Source organism: Oceaniglobus roseus, assembly GCF_002869745.1.
Taxonomy (GTDB): domain Bacteria; phylum Pseudomonadota; class Alphaproteobacteria; order Rhodobacterales; family Rhodobacteraceae; genus Oceaniglobus; species Oceaniglobus roseus.
The window spans coordinates 272,670-288,802 of record NZ_PNOS01000001.1 but is presented as its reverse complement, the minus strand read 5'-3'; the positions used below and the strand labels follow the sequence as shown (position 1 = coordinate 288,802).

The 16,133-nt window shown below is 68.8% G+C and carries 17 protein-coding genes; 6 read left to right on the top strand and 11 right to left on the bottom strand.

The window, feature by feature from the left end; translation table 11 throughout:
* Positions 1-7: 7 nt before the first annotated feature.
* Together A7B20_RS01380 and A7B20_RS01375 are read left to right on the top strand one after the other, a co-directional pair.
* Positions 8-217 carry a twin transmembrane helix small protein gene (locus A7B20_RS01380; RefSeq protein ID WP_102106745.1) on the top strand — a complete coding sequence of 70 codons (210 nt, stop codon included), beginning with the start codon at positions 8-10 and terminating at the stop codon, positions 215-217.
* Positions 217-789 carry a cob(I)yrinic acid a,c-diamide adenosyltransferase gene (locus A7B20_RS01375; RefSeq protein ID WP_102106744.1) on the top strand — a complete coding sequence of 191 codons (573 nt, stop codon included), beginning with the start codon at positions 217-219 and terminating at the stop codon, positions 787-789. The genes A7B20_RS01380 and A7B20_RS01375 overlap by 1 nt, the downstream gene beginning before the upstream one ends.
* A 31-nt stretch (positions 790-820) precedes the next feature.
* Here the strand turns inward: A7B20_RS01375 and A7B20_RS01370 are convergent, their stop codons facing one another.
* Positions 821-1,465 (bottom strand): DedA family protein, encoded by a 645-nt coding sequence (locus A7B20_RS01370; RefSeq protein WP_102106743.1) that lies wholly within the window; start codon positions 1,463-1,465, stop codon positions 821-823.
* Positions 1,466-1,683: 218 nt separating this feature from the next.
* On the opposite strand from A7B20_RS01370, the gene A7B20_RS01365 reads away from it, so the two are divergent.
* The 3 genes from A7B20_RS01365 to A7B20_RS01355 all read left to right on the top strand — a co-directional run bounded on the left by A7B20_RS01365 (position 1,684) and on the right by A7B20_RS01355 (position 3,990).
* Positions 1,684-2,445 carry an electron transfer flavoprotein subunit beta/FixA family protein gene (locus A7B20_RS01365; RefSeq protein WP_102106742.1) on the top strand — a complete coding sequence of 254 codons (762 nt, stop codon included), beginning with the start codon at positions 1,684-1,686 and terminating at the stop codon, positions 2,443-2,445.
* Positions 2,445-3,371, top strand: coding sequence for an electron transfer flavoprotein subunit alpha/FixB family protein (locus A7B20_RS01360; RefSeq protein WP_102106741.1), 927 nt, complete (start codon positions 2,445-2,447; stop codon positions 3,369-3,371). Before A7B20_RS01365 ends, A7B20_RS01360 begins: the two co-directional genes overlap by 1 nt.
* Positions 3,372-3,486: 115 nt before the next feature.
* Positions 3,487-3,990, top strand: a complete 504-nt coding sequence (locus A7B20_RS01355) for a superoxide dismutase family protein (protein ID WP_172960944.1) — start codon at positions 3,487-3,489, stop codon at positions 3,988-3,990.
* 23 nt (positions 3,991-4,013) lie between these two features.
* On the opposite strand, the gene A7B20_RS01350 is transcribed toward A7B20_RS01355, so the two are convergent.
* A complete protein-coding gene (locus tag A7B20_RS01350; protein WP_102106740.1) occupies positions 4,014-4,850 on the bottom strand; it encodes a DUF6473 family protein in 837 nt (278 codons plus the stop codon).
* Between the two features lie 164 nt (positions 4,851-5,014).
* Between A7B20_RS01350 and A7B20_RS01345 the strand changes: the two genes are divergently transcribed.
* Complete coding sequence (locus A7B20_RS01345) at positions 5,015-5,890, top strand: 3-hydroxybutyryl-CoA dehydrogenase (RefSeq protein ID WP_102106739.1); 876 nt, start codon at positions 5,015-5,017, stop codon at positions 5,888-5,890.
* 9 nt (positions 5,891-5,899) lie between these two features.
* Here A7B20_RS01345 and A7B20_RS01340 read toward each other — a convergent pair whose 3' ends face one another.
* The 9 genes from A7B20_RS01340 to A7B20_RS01305 all read right to left on the bottom strand — a co-directional run bounded on the left by A7B20_RS01340 (position 5,900) and on the right by A7B20_RS01305 (position 16,109).
* Positions 5,900-7,867, bottom strand: a complete 1,968-nt coding sequence (locus tag A7B20_RS01340) for an AsmA family protein (protein WP_102106738.1) — start codon at positions 7,865-7,867, stop codon at positions 5,900-5,902.
* Between the two features lie 104 nt (positions 7,868-7,971).
* Positions 7,972-8,133: a hypothetical protein gene (locus A7B20_RS21400; protein ID WP_172960943.1), complete on the bottom strand. Its 162-nt coding sequence runs from the start codon at positions 8,131-8,133 to the stop codon at positions 7,972-7,974.
* 3 nt (positions 8,134-8,136) lie between these two features.
* Complete coding sequence (locus A7B20_RS01335; RefSeq protein ID WP_102106737.1) at positions 8,137-9,483, bottom strand: amidase; 1,347 nt, start codon at positions 9,481-9,483, stop codon at positions 8,137-8,139.
* Entirely contained in the window at positions 9,473-10,891 is a 1,419-nt protein-coding gene (locus A7B20_RS01330; protein WP_102106736.1) for a TRAP transporter large permease, read from the bottom strand. Before A7B20_RS01330 ends, A7B20_RS01335 begins: the two co-directional genes overlap by 11 nt.
* Positions 10,888-11,472: a TRAP transporter small permease subunit gene (locus A7B20_RS01325; protein WP_102106735.1), complete on the bottom strand. Its 585-nt coding sequence runs from the start codon at positions 11,470-11,472 to the stop codon at positions 10,888-10,890. The genes A7B20_RS01330 and A7B20_RS01325 overlap by 4 nt, the downstream gene beginning before the upstream one ends.
* A 73-nt stretch (positions 11,473-11,545) precedes the next feature.
* Entirely contained in the window at positions 11,546-12,676 is a 1,131-nt protein-coding gene (locus tag A7B20_RS01320) for a TRAP transporter substrate-binding protein (RefSeq protein ID WP_102106734.1), read from the bottom strand.
* Positions 12,677-12,845: 169 nt separating this feature from the next.
* Positions 12,846-13,562 carry a FadR/GntR family transcriptional regulator gene (locus tag A7B20_RS01315; protein WP_102106733.1) on the bottom strand — a complete coding sequence of 239 codons (717 nt, stop codon included), beginning with the start codon at positions 13,560-13,562 and terminating at the stop codon, positions 12,846-12,848.
* A gap of 4 nt (positions 13,563-13,566) precedes the next feature.
* A complete protein-coding gene (locus tag A7B20_RS01310; RefSeq protein WP_102106732.1) occupies positions 13,567-14,322 on the bottom strand; it encodes a DUF1028 domain-containing protein in 756 nt (251 codons plus the stop codon).
* Positions 14,319-16,109: a gamma-glutamyltransferase family protein gene (locus A7B20_RS01305; RefSeq protein ID WP_102106731.1), complete on the bottom strand. Its 1,791-nt coding sequence runs from the start codon at positions 16,107-16,109 to the stop codon at positions 14,319-14,321. Before A7B20_RS01305 ends, A7B20_RS01310 begins: the two co-directional genes overlap by 4 nt.
* Between the last annotated feature and the right edge of the window lie 24 nt (positions 16,110-16,133).

Sequence of the window (16,133 nt, the reverse complement as noted above, 5' to 3'; positions counted from 1 at the left end):
AGGTTTCATGTTCCACGACCCCTTCTTCATCGCCGTCGCCGCGGCCTGCCTGCTTGTGCTGGGCATCCTTGCCGTGGGCATCGGCGGCTTCGCCAAGGGCGGCGAGTTCAACCGGAAGCACGCCAATCGGATCATGCGCTACCGCATCTACGCGCAGGCGCTGGCGGTGGTGCTGATCCTCGTCTTCGTGTTCTTCCGCCGGATGGGAGGAAACTGATGGTCGTCCTCAGCAAGATCTACACCCGCACCGGCGACGACGGCGAGACGGCGCTTGGCAACGGGGCGCGGGTGGCGAAGCATTCCGCCCGGGTCAACGCCTACGGCACCGTGGACGAGACGAACGCGACCGTCGGGATGGCGCGGCTCCATGCGGAGGGCGAGATGGACGCGGCGCTGGCGCGGATCCAGAACGACCTGTTCGATCTCGGCGCCGACCTCTGCCGCCCGGAGATGGAGAAGGACGCCGAGGCCGAGTATCCGCCGCTTCGGATCGCCGCCTCGCAGGTCGACCGGCTGGAGGCCGAGATCGACGCGATGAACGCGAAGCTGACGCCGCTGCGCTCCTTCGTGCTGCCGGGGGGCTCGGCCCTGTCGGCGCATCTGCACCTGTGCCGGACGGTGTCGCGGCGGGCCGAGCGGCTGTCGGTGGAGCTGGCGACGCTCGAGTCGGTGAACCCGGCGGGGGTGAAGTACCTCAACCGGCTGTCGGACTGGTTCTTCGTCGCCTCGCGGATCGCCAACGACGACGGCAAGGCGGACGTGCTGTGGGTTCCGGGGGCGAACCGCTGAGAGCGGCGGGGGCGCCGGTGGCGCGCCCGTCCTACTCAGAGCGGGACGCTGCGAGACCTGCCTTTTCCTGCGCCTTGCTGCGGCGGCTGTCGTAGGTGACGACCTGCCAGATGTAGAAGCCGACGATGGCCGCCAGCACCACCCAGCTGACCGGGTCGAGCCAGTGGGCCACGGCGTCGTATCCCGATTGCAGCCAGTAGCCCGCCATCGCCAGCAGCGTCGTCCAGATCGCGGTGCCGACCAGCGAGAAGCCGAGGAACTTCAGCACCGGCATCCGCGACAGCCCCGCGGGCACCGAGATGAAGGTGCGCACCGTGGGGATCATCCGGCCGAACAGCACCGCCGCCGCGCCGTGACGCTGGAACCAGTCGTGGGAGCGGTCCAGATCCTCGGGGGTGATGCCGGTCCAGCGGCCGTGACGCTCGGCGAAGTCGCGCAGGCGCTCGCGCCCGAGCTTCAGCGCCAGCCAGTACCAGAACCAGGCCCCGGCAAGCGATCCGGCCGCCCCGGCGAGGATCACGGCGACGAGGTTCATCTTTCCGGTGGCGGCGTTGAAGCCCGCGAGGGGCATCACGAGTTCGGAGGGGATCGGGGGAAAGACGTTCTCGAGGAACATCAACAGGGCCACGCCCGGCGCGCCGAGGGCGTCGATCAGCCCGGTCATCCAGTCGAACATTGCGCCTCTCGCCTCGTGGAACCCTTCGCCCGCTCAGCGCTTCGGGGGCGCCCCGGGTTCCGCCCTGCGACACCGCGAACCGGGCCGAAGCGGGCGAAACGCGGCGTCCGGGCCGCGCGACAGGTCGATTTTGCACTGTCATGTGCACCGCGGTCACGCTAGGTCCAGTGCAGAACCCACGCGCCCCGTGCGGCGCGGAAAGCCACAGGAGATACGCCATGAAGGTGCTGGTGCCCGTCAAACGCGTGATCGACTACAACGTGAAGGTCCGCGTCAAGGCGGACGGAAGCGGTGTCGATCTGGCGAACGTCAAGATGTCGATGAATCCCTTCGACGAGATCGCCGTCGAAGAGGCGATCCGCATGAAGGAGAAGGGCGCCGTCGAAGAGGTGATCGCCGTCTCGATCGGCGTGAAGCAGGCGCAGGAAACGCTGCGCACCGCGCTGGCCATGGGTGCCGACCGCGCGATCCTCGTGGTGGCGGCCGACGACGTCCATCAGGACATCGAGCCGCTCGCCGTCGCCAAGATCCTGAAGGCGGTGGCCGAGGCCGAGGGCGTGGGCATGGTCCTGTGCGGCAAGCAGGCCATCGATAACGACATGAACGCCACCGGCCAGATGCTGGCCGCGCTGCTGGGCTGGTCGCAGGCGACCTTCGCCAGCAAGATCGAGATCGAGGGCGAAGAGGCCAAGGTCACCCGCGAGGTCGACGGCGGCCTCCAGACGATCAAGGTGAAGATGCCCGCCATCGTGTCGGTGGACCTGCGCCTGAACGAGCCGCGCTATGCCTCGCTGCCGAACATCATGAAGGCGAAGAAGAAGCCGCTGGACGAGAAGACGCCTGCCGATTTCGGCGTCGACGTCACGCCCCGCCTCAGCGTCGTCAAGACGACCGAGCCCGAGGCGCGCAAGGCCGGCGTCATGGTCGGTTCGGTGGACGAGCTGATCGCGAAACTGAAAGACGAAGCGGGGGTGATCTGATGGCTGTTCTTCTTCTGGGCGAAGTGACCGACGGCACGCTGAACATGGATGCCACGGCCAAGGCCGTGACCGCCTGCAAGCCGCTCGGCGACGTGACGATCCTGTGCTGCGGCGCCTCCTGCTCGGACGCCGCGAAGGAAGCGGCGACGATCGAGGGCGTGGCCAAGGTGCTGTGCGCCGAGAACGCGGTCTATGGCCACCGCCTGGCCGAACCCGTCGCGGCGCTGATGGTGAGCCTCGCGGGCGACTATTCGCACATCGCCGCCCCGGCGACGACGGATGCCAAGAACATCCTGCCCCGCGTCGCCGCCCTGCTGGACGTCATGGTGCTGACCGACGTCTCGGGCATCGTCGACGCCGACACGTTCGAGCGGCCGATCTATGCCGGGAACGCGATCCAGACCGTGAAGTCGGGCGACAAGACCAAGGTCTTCTCGATCCGCACCTCGGCCTTCGATTTGGCGGGCACCGGCGGGTCGGCTTCGGTCGAATCGCTGGACGCGGCCGAGAACCCGGGCCTGTCGGAGTGGATCGAGGACAAGGTGGCCGAGTCCGACCGCCCCGACCTGACCTCGGCCGGGATCGTCGTCTCGGGCGGGCGCGGCGTCGGCAGCGAGGAGAACTTCGCCATCGTCGAGAAGCTGGCCGACAAGCTGGGCGCCGCCGTGGGCGCGTCCCGCGCCGCGGTCGATTCGGGCTATGCGCCGAACGACTGGCAGGTGGGGCAGACCGGCAAGGTGGTGGCGCCCGACCTCTACATCGCCATCGGCATCTCGGGTGCGATCCAGCACCTCGCGGGGATGAAGGACAGCAAGATCATCGTCGCGATCAATAAGGACGAGGAGGCGCCGATCTTCCAGGTCGCCGACTACGGCCTGATCGCCGACCTGTTCGAGGCGGTGCCGGAGCTGGAAAGCAAGCTCTGAGCCTGCGCACTCCACGACGCCACGAAGGCCCGCCCCGACCGGCGGGCCTTTCGCGTTGCAGGGAACATGCGCGGTGGCCTCGTGTTGACCCGTCAGGCAACACAAGGAGATCCCCATGTTCAGACCCGTTCTCGCCGCGGCCCTCCTCGCCGCGATGCCCGCCGTCGCCCAGCAGCAGATGACCGGCGGCACGACCGCGAACGTCAGCGGCCCCGACGGCATCTCCGGCACCGTCACCCTGTACGACACCGCCTCGGGCGAGGTCCTGGTGTCGATCGACCTGGCGGGCGTGCCCGCCGGATCCCACGGCGTCCACATCCACGAGACCGGCGACTGCAGCTCGGACGACTTCAAGTCGGCAGGCGGCCACCTTGCGGGCGACAAGGAGCACGGCGTGCGCTCCGGGAACGGCCCGCACCCCGGCGACCTGCCCAACGCGACGGTGGGCGACGACGGCACGCTGACGGTCGACTACTTCAAGACCGGCCTCGACATGGAGAGCGTGATGGACGACGACGGCAGCGCCTTCATCGTCCATTCCGGCGCCGACGATTACGAATCCCAGCCCGCAGGCAACGCGGGCGACCGGATCGCCTGCGGCGTGTTCGAGGCGAACTGAGCGGGACGCGGGGCGCCCGGCGCTCAGCCCGCCTTGCGGTGCTGGCGTCCGAGCGCCCCCACCAGCGCCTCGGCCACGGCTTCGTGGGCCGCGGGACCGGCGACCGTCAGGGCCGCCGGTTCCTCCTCGGGGTTGAAGAGCTTGCCGTCGGGCGAGCCGACCCCGGCCTTCTCGCAAAAGACATGCCGGACCTCGTCCGCGATCCGCCCGCGCAGGGCGTCGATCTGGGCGCGGCCCACATAGGGCGGATCCCCGTCGGCGAGCGTCTCTGCCGGATCCTCGGGTCGCCGTCCCGCCATCCACAGCAGCGTCACCGGCCGACCAATGCGGGACATCAGCAGGTTCATGCGCGACAGCCAGACCCGCCGCAACTCGTCCCGCAGGAGGGCGAAGCGGCTGGCGGACGTCTCTTCCAGCACGCCCAGCATGTGGCGCGTGAAGTGGAAATCGGTGAAATCCACCTCGGGGAACACCGCCTTCATCACCGGCGAGATCGTCGTCACCCGGTCGTTGCGGCGGGGATGGACGCCATAGAATCGATTCGACAGGTTCGCCGCCCCGCCGATCTGGAGGATCACCGCCTCGGCCCCGCGGCAGGCGTCGATCACCGTCTCGTCGCCGACGAAGGCATCGACCCCGGCATTGACGCAGCCGAAGTTCACCGTGCGCACCCCCGTCGCATCCTGGAGCAAGGCCGGATAGGGGTCGGCCAGGTAGCGGCCATAGGTCTCGGACCCGCCGAGGACCGCGATATAGCGGCCGGCCAGCCGTTGTTGCGGTCCGCGGAAGACCAGACGCGACGTTCCGTACCGGCACGGCGCATAGTCCACCGCCGGCCCCGGCATATTCTCATAAGCCATGACTCACCCGAAATTTCGTCTCACCCGCGCGGGAGAGTGACAGGCGGTGGTGTGCATTCCGCTAACGTGCGAATTTTCGCGGTTTTGCCCGCGGGAATTGCGCCTTGCGCCCGCGCCGCGGCGCTGCATAAGGTCTGGCGGAACGCAAGGAAGGGGACAGCGGCATGGACATCCAGCGGGTCGGCATCGTGGGTGCGGGGCAGATGGGCAACGGCATCGCCCATGTCTTCGCGCTGGCCGGGTACGACGTCCTGATGACCGACATCAGCCAGGACAGCCTGGACCGCGCCCGTTCGATCATCGACGGCAACCTGACCCGGCAGGTGGGCCGCGGCAAGATCAGCGAGGCCGACAAGGACCGCGCCATGGGCCGCATCTCGTCCACGCTGAAGCTGGCCGAGCTGGGGCAGACCGACCTGGTGATCGAGGCGGCGACCGAGCGGGAGACGGTCAAGACCGCGATCTTCGAGGACCTGGTGCCACACCTGAAGCCGACGACGATCCTGACCTCGAACACCTCGTCGATCTCGATCACCCGGCTCGCCTCGCGCACCGACCGGCCCGAGAAGTTCATGGGCTTCCACTTCATGAACCCGGTGCCGGTGATGCAGCTGGTCGAGCTGATCCGCGGCATCGCGACCGACAAGGAGACGTTCGACGCCTGCCTCGCCGTGGTCGACCGGCTGGGCAAGACCGCCGCCACGGCCGAGGATTTCCCGGCCTTCATCGTCAACCGCATCCTGATGCCGATGATCAACGAGGCGGTCTACACGCTCTACGAGGGGGTTGGGAACGTCTCGTCCATCGACATGGCGATGAAGCTTGGCACGAACCATCCGATGGGGCCGCTGGAGCTGGCGGATTTCATCGGGCTCGACACCTGCCTCGCCATCATGAACGTGCTGCACGACGGGCTGGCCGACACCAAGTACCGCCCCTGCCCGCTGTTGACGAAATATGTCGAGGCCGGGTGGCTGGGCCGCAAGACCGACCGCGGCTTCTACGACTACCGCGGCGAGACGCCGGTTCCGACGCGCTGAGGCGCGGCGTCAGTTCCCGCCGAGCAGCTTCAGCAGCCCCTTCTTCGCCTTCTCTTCGACCGCGCCGCGCAGCGCGTCTTCGATCCGCTCGTTCTCGCCGATCTCGACGCCCAGTTCGCTGGCGATCTTCTCCTTCGCCCTGGCCTTGGCCGCCTTCTCCAGCGCCGGACCCTGCTCCTTCAGCTGCTGCTTCGCGATGCCTTCGAGGTCCAGCCGCACCTTCGGCGCCGCCCAGGGCCCCGAGACCAGCACCGGCACCTCGATCCCCTGGTCGCCCAGCAGCCGCGCGGCGATCCTGAGGTCAAGCGTCTGTTCCCCCAGCCCGACGGTTCCTGCCCCCCGCGCCGAGAGCAGGGGCGCAAGCAGCGTCAGGTCGTCGGTGGACAGCACGCCCTTCTGCACGGTGAAGCTGCCCGAGATCTTGTCGAAGATCGTCTTCGCCCCCTCGCCCATGTAGTTGAGGTCCATCGTCCGGAGCATCCCCGCCAGGTCCAGCCCGCGCAACTCGCCCGCCGAGGTGGCGAAGCGGCCGCTGCCTTCCAGCGAATGCATGATCGCGTTCAGGTCGTTGCCGACACCCAGAAGGTTGATCGCAAGGTCGCCGCTGGCGATCACCCGGTCGTAATCCAGCAGCTCCGCCATGAGCGAGGAGATGGCGAGGGCCGAGCCGCTGAGGTCGGCCCGCGCGGAAAGCCCGCCCCGCGCGTTGACGACGACCGAGCCGTCCACCCGCCCGTCATAGGCGCGCAGGTCCAGGATCTGGGTCACGGCGCGGCCGTTCTCGAGCGTAGTCAGCAGGTCGGTCCGGCCCAGCTGGGTCGTGCCAATCCGGACGCTGTCGGCCACCAGCGCCACGGTCGCGTCGAGCGCGTGCAGGCCGCTGACGTCGATCGGGTCGGTGGGCCAGCCGCCTGCCGCTGCGGTGGCGGTCGCGCCGCTGCCTTCGGCGGGCGTCGCGTTGGTCACGCCCGACAGGTCCAGCGCGGCGGCGGTGAACTTCGCGTTCAGCACCGGCTTCTCGCCCTTCAGCGACAGGTCGGCGGCCGCCGTCAGGCTGTTGTTGTCCAGCGTCAGCGCGGCGTTGCGCAGGTTCAGCGTCGCGTCGGTGAAGGTCACGTCGCCCGAGAGCGCGACCGTCTCCGCCCCGAGGCCCCGCGGCAGGCCGGGCTTCGGCAGGCCGAGCAGCGCCATCGGCGCCGCCAGGTCCTTGAGGTCCGCGGTCACGCGCCCGGCCGCGGCGACCGGCACCAGCCCGGCGCGCCCGTCGAAGGCGGCGGTGGCAGGGCCGAGGGCGAGGTTGGCGACGACGGGCACGGCGCCGTTCTGCAGGAAGCCGGCGAGGCCCTGGATCCGGCCGCTGAGGCGGAGCGGCTGACCGCGGCTGACGGCCTTCAGGTCGAACACCGTCTCGCCGGTCATCGAGGGGATGGCAAGGTCGAGGTCCAGCTCGGCAAGGCGGTGATCCGCGCCGGTGCGATGGTCGATGAAGCGCAGGCTGCCGCCCCGCAGCGTCGCCTTGTCGAGCGTCAGGGCCGGCAGGCCGCTCCCTGAGCCTTCGGCGGCATCGCCGGGGGCCTCGGTCCCCTCGGGGGCCGTGGCGAAGACCCAGTTGCCGGTGCCGTCCTTGTCGGTTTCCAGCAGCACATGGGCCTCGTCGGCGGTGATCTGGGTGATCCGGATGTTGCCGCGGACGAGCGACAGCGCGTCGACCCCGACCGACAGCGCCGCGGCCTTCAGCATCGGTCCCTCGGCGGACCAGGGGGCGTTGGCGATCTCGACCCGGCCGGTCTGCACGCCGAGCACGGGCCAGAGCGTCGGGCGCACGTCGCCTTCCAGTACCATGGCGCGGCCCGTCGCCGCCTCGAACCGTTCGGTGGCGATCTTCGCGATCCGCTCGGCCGGCAGCAGCAGCAGGCCGACCCCCGCCACCAGCACCAGCACGAACAGCCCCAGGACCGCCCGGAATATCCACCGCATCGCCGCCTCCGCCTCTCGTCTTTTTCCGGCGAATCTACGCGCGGTGGACGGGCGGACGAAACGGTTTGTGAGCCGGCCGGAAAATCTGTCCGATCTGGTGCGGATCAGTCGCGGTTGTTGCCGCTGGAGGTCGCGAAATCGTAGGCGACGAGGCCGAGCGTCAGCAGGATCACGGCGACGAGGTCGGGACTGGGCACCTTGAAGGCGAGGATGCCGAGGAAGATCGCGATGATGACGAAGGCGAAGAGCGCGAGCAGGCGGTTCATGTCCTATCCTTCCTGGGACTGTCGGTCGGCCCAGTTGACGAGCCAGTTGGCGCAGCGCAGCAGCCGGGCGTCGTTGCCGCGGGCGGCGACGATCTGCACGCCCATGGGCAGGCCGTCCTGTGACGTCAGCAGCGGGACCGTCACGCAGGGCGTGCCGCAGTAGGTCCAGAGACCGTTGAAGATCGCGTTGCCGGTGCTGCCCAGCCCCTCGGGCGCGGGGCCGGGGGCGGCGGGGCAGAGGATGGCGTCGCAGCGGCGGAATATCTCGTCCAGCGCGGCGTTCAGCACCTTCGGGTAATCCTTGGCCGAAAGGTAGTCGCGGGCGGGCACGGCATTGCCGGACTCGATCGCCTTCACCGTCGGCTCGCCCAGCCGGTCCTTCCCGTCCCGCCAGTAGGGGTAGAAATTGTAGGCCATCTCGGCCTCGTTCACCCTCAGGCGCTGGTCGGCGGCGGCGTCGAAGGCGCTTGGCAGCGGGGCGGCGAACACCTGTTCGCCGAGGGCGTCGAAGAGCTCGCGGAAACCGTCGTGCAGGTCGGGGTGGGCCACGTCCCAGCCCGGCGGGCGGACGAAGGCGAAGACCGGCGGCCGCGGCGGTTCGGAGGCGGCGACCTTCAGCAGCGGCGGTGTCGGCTCGGGCCGGGTCGCGGGATCGGCGGCGTCGTGGCCGAACAGCACCTCGGCCAGAAGCGCGGCGCCCGTCGGATCGGCCGCGAAGACGCCGACGGTGTCGAGCGAGGGCGACTGGTTCAGCACGCCGCGCCGCGGAATCGCCCCGAAGGTCGGCTTGAAGCCCGTGATGCCGCAGAAGGACGCGGGCCGGATAACCGAACCCGCGGTCTGCGTGCCGATGGCCAGCGGCACCATCCCGTCGGCCACCGCGGCCGCCGAGCCGGAGGAGGAGCCGCCGGGCGTGTGGCCCGGATTGTGCGGATTGCGCGTCTTGCCGGGATGGGCGAAGGCGAGTTCGGTCGTCACCGTCTTGCCCATGAGGATCGCACCCTCGGCCCTCAGGCGCTCGACCACGAAGGCGTCCTGCGCGGGCACGCGGCCTTCATCGACGAGGCAGCCGTTCTCGGTCGGGATGCGGCGGGTGTCGATGATGTCCTTCACCGCGACCGGCAGGCCGTGGAGCCGCCCGAGCGGACGCCCCGCCTTTCGTTGCGCGTCGAGCGCACGGGCCTGGCTTCGCACGAAGTCGGCGTCGAACCAGGCCCAGGCGCCGATCTCGGGCTCGCGCGCCTCGATCCGGGCGATGCAGGCCTCGGCCAGCGCCAGGGCGTCGAGCGTCCCGGCGGCAAGCCTCTCGCGCAGCTCCACCGCGCCGGTCGCCACGGGTTCACCGGCCATAGAACAGGTCCGGGAGATAGTAGACGATGCTCGGGAAGACGTACATCAGCACCATCGACACGATCACGCAGAACAGGAACGGCATGACCCCGGCGAAGATCTGGGTCAGCCGGATTTCCGGCGGGGCGATCCCCTTGAGGTAGTAGGCCGACATCGCCATCGGCGGGGTCAGGAAGCTGGTCTGGAGGTTCAGCGCCACGAGGATGCCGAAGAACAGCGGGTCGATCCCGAAGTGATCGAGCAGCGGCAGGAAGATCGGCACGAAGATGATGATGATCTCGGACCATTCCAGCGGCCAGCCGAGCAGGAAGATGATCAGCTGGGCGAGGATCAGGAACATCACCGGCGACAGGTTCAGGCTCTGCACGAAATGGCCGATGATCTGCTCGCCCCCGAGATAGGAGAACACGGCCGAGAACGTGTAGGAGCCGACGAACAGCCAGCAGACCATCGCCGTGGTGCGCACCGTGAGGTACACGCTCTCGCGCATCCGCTGCCAGGTCATCGCGCGATAGACGAAGGCCAGGAAGATGCCGCCGAGCGCGCCGATCGACGCCGCCTCTGACGGGGTGGCGAGGCCGAACAGGATCGAGCCGAGCACGGCGAGGATCAGGAAGGCCAGCGGCAGGAAGGACGTGACGATCAGCAGCGTCAGCTTCCCCGCGGGCATGTCCGGCACCTCCTCGTCCGTCGGGCGCGGCGCGACCGAGGGCTGCAGGATCGAGCGGCCGACGATGTAGACGAGGTAGAGGCCCACCAGTGTCAGCCCCGGGAACAGCGCCGCGGCATAGAGCTGGACGATCGAGACGTTGGAGGCGGCGGCGTAGACGATCAGCATGATCGACGGCGGGATCAGGATGCCGAGCGTTCCGCCCGCGCAGATGATGCCGCTGGCGAAGGAGGGATCGTAGCGCGCCTTCATCATCGCGGGCAGCGCCAGGAGGCCCATCAGCGTGACCACGGCGCCGACGATGCCGGTGGCGGTGGCGAACAGCGCGCAGGTGATCAGCGCGGCGACTCCCATGGAGCCGGGCACGTTCTTCGAGGCGATGTTCAGGGTGGTGAACAGCCGGTCGACGATGTTCGCGCGTTCCACGATGTAGCCCATGAACAGGAACAGCGGCACGGCGGTCAGCACCTCGTTGCTCATCACCGTGAAGGTCTGGTTCACGAACAGGTCGAAGATCCGGTTGTTGAAGAAGCCGAACACCCAGGTGCTGGTCTGGTCCCACCATGTCGCCACGTCGTCGAGGCGGTTGAAGTCGGCCCACATGCGGCGTTCGTCGAAATAGGCGTAGTAGCCGAAACCGATTCCCATGGCCATCAGGGTGAAGGCGATGGGGAAGCCGAGGAACACGAAGACGATGAACAGCCCCAGCATCATCAGTGCGATCTGAGGATCGGTCATGGATTGTGGCCCTTTTCGGCTTTGTTGGCTTCGCGCATCAGCAGGTCTTCGGTTTCGAACACGTCCTCGTGGGCGTCCAGCCACTCGTTGGTGCGGATCGCGAGGATGCAGCGCATCACCTGCGCGACCCCCTGGACCAGCAGCAGCAGGCCCGCGGCGACGATGACGGTCTTGAACTGGTAGATCGGGATGCCCGCCGGGCTGTTCACCGAGACCTCGGTGTAGCTCCAGGAGCGGGCGGCGTATTTCCAGCCGGCCAGCACCAGGGCCAGCACGCCGGGAAAGAAGAACAGGATGTAGAGGACGAGGTCGACCTTCGCCTGCGTCCTCGGCTGCCACAGGCGGTAGAGGAAGTCGCCCCGGACATGGCCGCCCCTGGACAGGGTATAGGCGCCGCCCATCATGAACAGCGTGCCGTACATGATGAACGAGACGTCGAGCGACCAAGCCGTCGGGCTGTTCAGCACGTAGCGCACGAACACCTCATAGCCGGTGCCGACGGCCATCAGGACGATCAGCCAGGCGAAGGCCTTGCCGAACCACGCCGACAGGTTGTCGGCGAACCGGATGTAGGAAATCATTGCAACCCCTTCGCTGCACGGCAGATGCCCCGCGCGGGCTGCGCGCGGGACATTGTCGGGCTTGTCTTTCGGATCAGAGCTTCAGCTTGCCCGGGAAGAAGTGCTCGTAGGCAAGGCCGTAGTCGGGTGCGTTCATCAGTTCGTAGAAGGCCACGTCCTCGGCCCAGGCGCGCTGGCTGTCGGTGATCTTCTTGAACATCGGATCGCTCTCGAGGTCCGGCATGATCGTCGACCAGGCCTTGATCTGCGCGTCGAGGATGTCCTTCGGGGTGCGGTACACGGTGACGCCCGCATCCTCCTGCAGCCACTTCAGGTCCGCCGAATAGCGCTTCATCGCCTTGGAGGTGTTCGCCGTCGACGCGGCCTCGACCCCGTACTTGAGGATCGCCTGCAGGTCGGGATCCAGATCCTCGTAGGTGAAGCGGTTGAACAGGAACTCGAACTGTTCGGCCGCCTGGTGGTAGGAGGACAGGTAGTAGTTCTTGGCCACGTCCTGCGCGCCGAAGTCCTTGTCGGAGGACGGGTTGTTGAACTCGAACGCGTCGATCACGCCACGCTCCATGGCCGGCACGATCTCGCCGCCCGGAAGCTGGGCGACGGACATGCCCATGGACTGCAGGAGGTCGGCGGCCAGGCCGACGGTGCGGTACTTCAGCCCCTCGATCTGGGCGACGCCCTGGATCGGCTCCTTGAACCAGCCGAACGGCTGGGCGAACATCGGGAAGCCGAGGAAGCCGACCACGTCGAGCCCCAGCTGGTCCTGCGTCAGCTCGCGGTACAGCTCCTGGCCGCCGCCTTCGTAGAACCAGCCGAGCATCGCCTGCGAGGAGGCGCCGAACACGGGGCCGGTGCCGAACAGGGAGGCCGACTTGCTCTTGCCGTACCAGTAGGCGCAGACCGAGTGGGCGGCGTCGAGCACGCCGTCGTTCACCGCGTCCATCACCTGGAAGGCCGAGACGACCGCACCGGCGGGCAGCACGTCGATCTTCAGGCGGCCGTTCGACATCTGCTCGACCCGGTCGGCATAGTCCTGGGCGAACTCCTGCCAGATGTTCGCGGCGCCCCACGAGGTCTGCATCTTCAGGACCTTCGGCGACTGCGCGAGGACCGCGGGCGCGGCCAGCGCGCCGGCGGCGGCAGCACCCCCGCCAAGGGCCGACTTCGCCAGGAACGACCGGCGGTTCAGCTTCGGTGTAGTGGTCATCTAATCTCCTCCCGTTGTGGACCGCCAGCCGCATCTTTTGAATGCCGATGCCATTGGAATGAAGGCGGTCCAGACCCGGCATGGTAACTTTCGCCCGTCAAATGACAAGCCGTTTGTGGTAATGCGAACGTCTGTATTTGCCCTCCTTTTTCGCTCTGCCCGCACGCGGTCAGGCGTCCGCCCCCGGCTCGGCGCCAAGGCCGCTCCTGAGCGCGCTGAACCGGGTGCCGAGGTGGTCGCGCATGGCGATCCGGGCCAGGTCCGGTTGCCGTGCGGCGATGGCCTCGACGATGGCCATGTGTTCCGAATGGGTGACGACGAGCGAGGCGGGATCGCGGGCCCGCGCGCGCATCTGCACCCAGCCAGGATTGCCGCGGATCCGGTCGAGCAGGGCGAAGGCGGTCAGCAGCGGGCGGTTCCGGGCGCACTGGGCGATCAGCCGGTGCAGCGCGCCGTCCCAAAGCTCGGTCGCCTGGGCATCGGCCGCCTCGACCTGCCGTTCGGCGAGGTGGCGCAGGCGGTCGACCTCGGCGGGCAGCATCCTCTGCGCGCTGAGCGCGGCCAGCTCGGGCTCGATACAAAGCCGCGCCTCCATCACCTGGAGCGCGTCCGTCTCGCCCGCGATGCGCGCGGCGAGATCCCCCGTGGGATCGGCGGGCAGCCCGGCGAAGGTGCCCTTGCCCTGGCGGCGCCAGACCAGCCCCTCGGTTTCCAGCTGGTCGAGCGCCAGCCGGACCGACCGCCGCCCCACTCCCAGCCGCTCGGACAGGTCGCGCTCGGCCGGCAGCCGCCCCTCGGGGCTGAGCCCGCCGCCCCGGATGAGGTCCATCAGGCGGCGGCGCACCTCGTCGACCGAGACCTGGGGGCGGACGCGCAACTGGCTCACGGCATCACGCCTCCCCGTCCACTGCCCAGGACCGGCTGAGGCGCCCCGCCGCGCGCCGCTCGGCGGTCGTGCGCAGGATGGCGTCCTCGATCGGAGCACGGTCGGTCAGGCCCGAGAAGTTGTCGCGCGTGCCCATGGCCAGCGTGCAGGCCAGGTAGCGTTCCTGCGCCACGTCCCAGAGCCGGTCCAACTCGTCGAGCGGTTGCGCGTGATCGTCCACCCGCAGGTCCACCCAGGGGTGGTCCTGGCGACGGTGGATCACGAGACCCGCCGACTGCCGCCCCCTGAGATCGCAGCCGCCCGCGGCCTCGCCCGCCCGCATCGCCCAGATCAGCCGCTCGGCCAGCGGCAGGTGCCGCGAGGTGGAATAGGCGTCCGAGACCGCTTCCAGCACGGCAGGACCGGAAAGGACCGCGCCCGCGACCGAATGATCGGATGCGATCAGGTGTCCCGCCCAGGGCAGGCAGCCGGCCCCGGTATGCGCGGCAAACCGGCCCTTCCCGTCCATCATGTGCACCTGTCGCCGGGCGTGGCCCGCATCCCGCGCGGAGAACTCGGCGATCAGGTCGCGGGCGGTTTCCCCCTCCGACATCCGCCGGCGCCCCTCGGTTCCCCAGACCGGGTTCCACAGCCCCTGGCTCGCCACCGCCACGCGCGCCCCGACATGCGGCACCAACGCGCCGCAGGCGAAGGAGCGGCTGACGACGATCACGCCGATCGCGCCGGTCCCGCCGTCACGGACGAGCAGGGACAGCGTCATCGCCCGACCGCGTAGGCCTGCATCAGCCGCGGGGTCGCCGCGGCGCGGAGCGTTCCGTCGGCCTCGCGCAGGGCGGCGGTCAGGCGGCCCACGGTCCAGGGCTCGGCCACCGTCACCTTGTGGCCGCGGGCCCGAAGCTCCTCGATCACCGCCTCGCCGAAGTTCGGCTCGAGCATCATCTCGCCGGGCTTCACCTCGCGCGGGAAGAACGAACCCTGGAAGTGCATCGAGTGGAACAGCGGTGCGTCCATGCATTGCTGCATGTTCATGTCCGAGTGGACGAAGCGCAGGAACCAGACCAGCTGCCACTGGTCCTGCTGGTCGCCCCCGGGCGTGCCGAAGACGAGCTGCGCGCCGTCCTTCTCGGCCAGGCTCGGCGTCAGCGTCGTGCGGGGACGGCGGCCGGGAGCAAGCGAGGTGGGCAGACCGTGCTCCAGCCAGAACATCTGCGCGCGGGAGTTAAGCGGGAAGCCGAGGCCGGGGATCACGGGCGAGCTTTGCAGCCAGCCGCCCGAGGGGGTCGAGGCCACCATGTTGCCCCAGCGGTCGATGATGTCGAGATGCACGGTGTCGCCGCGCTTCTCGGTCAGGTGCGACATCGTCGGCTCCTGCGCCGCGACGTGGCCGACGTCGAAATCGCGCTGCGCCCGCTCGATATAGGCGTCGGCCTGTTTCTCGAAGCCCGGAACACGGCCCGGGCGCTGCTCCAGCGAGGCTTTGTCGCCGATCAGCTTCGCCCGCTCGGCGTTGTAGGCATCGGAGAGCAGGTGCTCCATCGGCACCTCGCTGTGCGCCGGGTCGCCGTAATAGGCTTCGCGGTCGGCATAGGCGAGCTTCATGGCCTCGATCACGGTATGGACGAAATCGGCGCCCATGGGGTCCATGTTCGCGATATCGGTATGTTTCAGGATCGCCAGCGCCTGCAGCAGGACGGGTCCCTGCGACCACGGCGCGGTCTTGTGGACGGTCCATCCGTGGTAATCGTAGCTGAGCGGCGGCTCGTAGGTCGCCTGCCAGTTCGCCATGTCCTCGGGTGCCAGAACGGCGCGGTGCTTGGCTTCGGAGACGTCCATCACCTCGGCGTCCTTCAGGTAGTCGAAGATCGCCTCGGCCACGAAGCCCTCGCGCCATTCCTTCCGCGCGGCGTCGATCTGCTGTTCCCGGCTGCCGCCCGCGGCCTCGCCCGCCTCGACCAGCCGCTCGTAGGTGCGGGCCAAGTCGGGGTTCCTGAACAGGCTGTTCGGCGCGGGGGCCTCGCCGTTCGGGGTCCAGACGGCGGCGGAGGTGGGCCATTCGGTTTCGAAATAGTCCTTCAGCCCGGCGATGGTGTTGGCGACGCGGGGCAGCACCGGGTGGCCGTCGCGGGCATAGCCGATGGCGGGGGCCAGCGCCTCGCGCAGGGTGATCGTACCGTGGTCGCGCAGCATCAGCATCCAGCCGTCGAAGGCCCCCGGCACCACCGTCGCCAGCAGACCCGAGCCGGGGATCAGGGTCAGGCCCTGCCCGGTGTAGTGCTCGACCGTCGCGGCGGCGGGGGCCACCCCCTGCGCGCACAGCACCTCGGTCTTGCCGGTCTTCGCCGAGTGGAAGATCGCGGGCATGTCGCCTGCGGGTCCGTTCAGGTGCGGTTCGACCACCTGCAGCGTCAGCGCCGTCGCCACCGCCGCGTCGAAGGCGTTGCCGCCCTTCTCCAGCACTCCGAAGCCCACCGCCGAGGCGATCCAGTGGGTCGAGGCGGCGACGCCGAAGGTACCGCGGATTTCGGGGCGGGTGGTGAAATCAGACATGGAAGCTCCGTATTGTACCGTTCT

Coding starts and splice junctions, on each gene's coding strand:
- A7B20_RS01380 (WP_102106745.1), top strand. CDS start 8: ATGTTCCACGACCCCTTCTTCATCGCCGTCGCCGCGGCCTGCCTGCTT.
- A7B20_RS01375 (WP_102106744.1), top strand. CDS start 217: ATGGTCGTCCTCAGCAAGATCTACACCCGCACCGGCGACGACGGCGAG.
- A7B20_RS01370 (WP_102106743.1), bottom strand. CDS start 1,465: ATGTTCGACTGGATGACCGGGCTGATCGACGCCCTCGGCGCGCCGGGC.
- A7B20_RS01365 (WP_102106742.1), top strand. CDS start 1,684: ATGAAGGTGCTGGTGCCCGTCAAACGCGTGATCGACTACAACGTGAAG.
- A7B20_RS01360 (WP_102106741.1), top strand. CDS start 2,445: ATGGCTGTTCTTCTTCTGGGCGAAGTGACCGACGGCACGCTGAACATG.
- A7B20_RS01355 (WP_172960944.1), top strand. CDS start 3,487: ATGTTCAGACCCGTTCTCGCCGCGGCCCTCCTCGCCGCGATGCCCGCC.
- A7B20_RS01350 (WP_102106740.1), bottom strand. CDS start 4,850: ATGGCTTATGAGAATATGCCGGGGCCGGCGGTGGACTATGCGCCGTGC.
- A7B20_RS01345 (WP_102106739.1), top strand. CDS start 5,015: ATGGACATCCAGCGGGTCGGCATCGTGGGTGCGGGGCAGATGGGCAAC.
- A7B20_RS01340 (WP_102106738.1), bottom strand. CDS start 7,867: ATGCGGTGGATATTCCGGGCGGTCCTGGGGCTGTTCGTGCTGGTGCTG.
- A7B20_RS21400 (WP_172960943.1), bottom strand. CDS start 8,133: ATGAACCGCCTGCTCGCGCTCTTCGCCTTCGTCATCATCGCGATCTTC.
- A7B20_RS01335 (WP_102106737.1), bottom strand. CDS start 9,483: ATGGCCGGTGAACCCGTGGCGACCGGCGCGGTGGAGCTGCGCGAGAGG.
- A7B20_RS01330 (WP_102106736.1), bottom strand. CDS start 10,891: ATGACCGATCCTCAGATCGCACTGATGATGCTGGGGCTGTTCATCGTC.
- A7B20_RS01325 (WP_102106735.1), bottom strand. CDS start 11,472: ATGATTTCCTACATCCGGTTCGCCGACAACCTGTCGGCGTGGTTCGGC.
- A7B20_RS01320 (WP_102106734.1), bottom strand. CDS start 12,676: ATGACCACTACACCGAAGCTGAACCGCCGGTCGTTCCTGGCGAAGTCG.
- A7B20_RS01310 (WP_102106732.1), bottom strand. CDS start 14,322: ATGACGCTGTCCCTGCTCGTCCGTGACGGCGGGACCGGCGCGATCGGC.
- A7B20_RS01305 (WP_102106731.1), bottom strand. CDS start 16,109: ATGTCTGATTTCACCACCCGCCCCGAAATCCGCGGTACCTTCGGCGTC.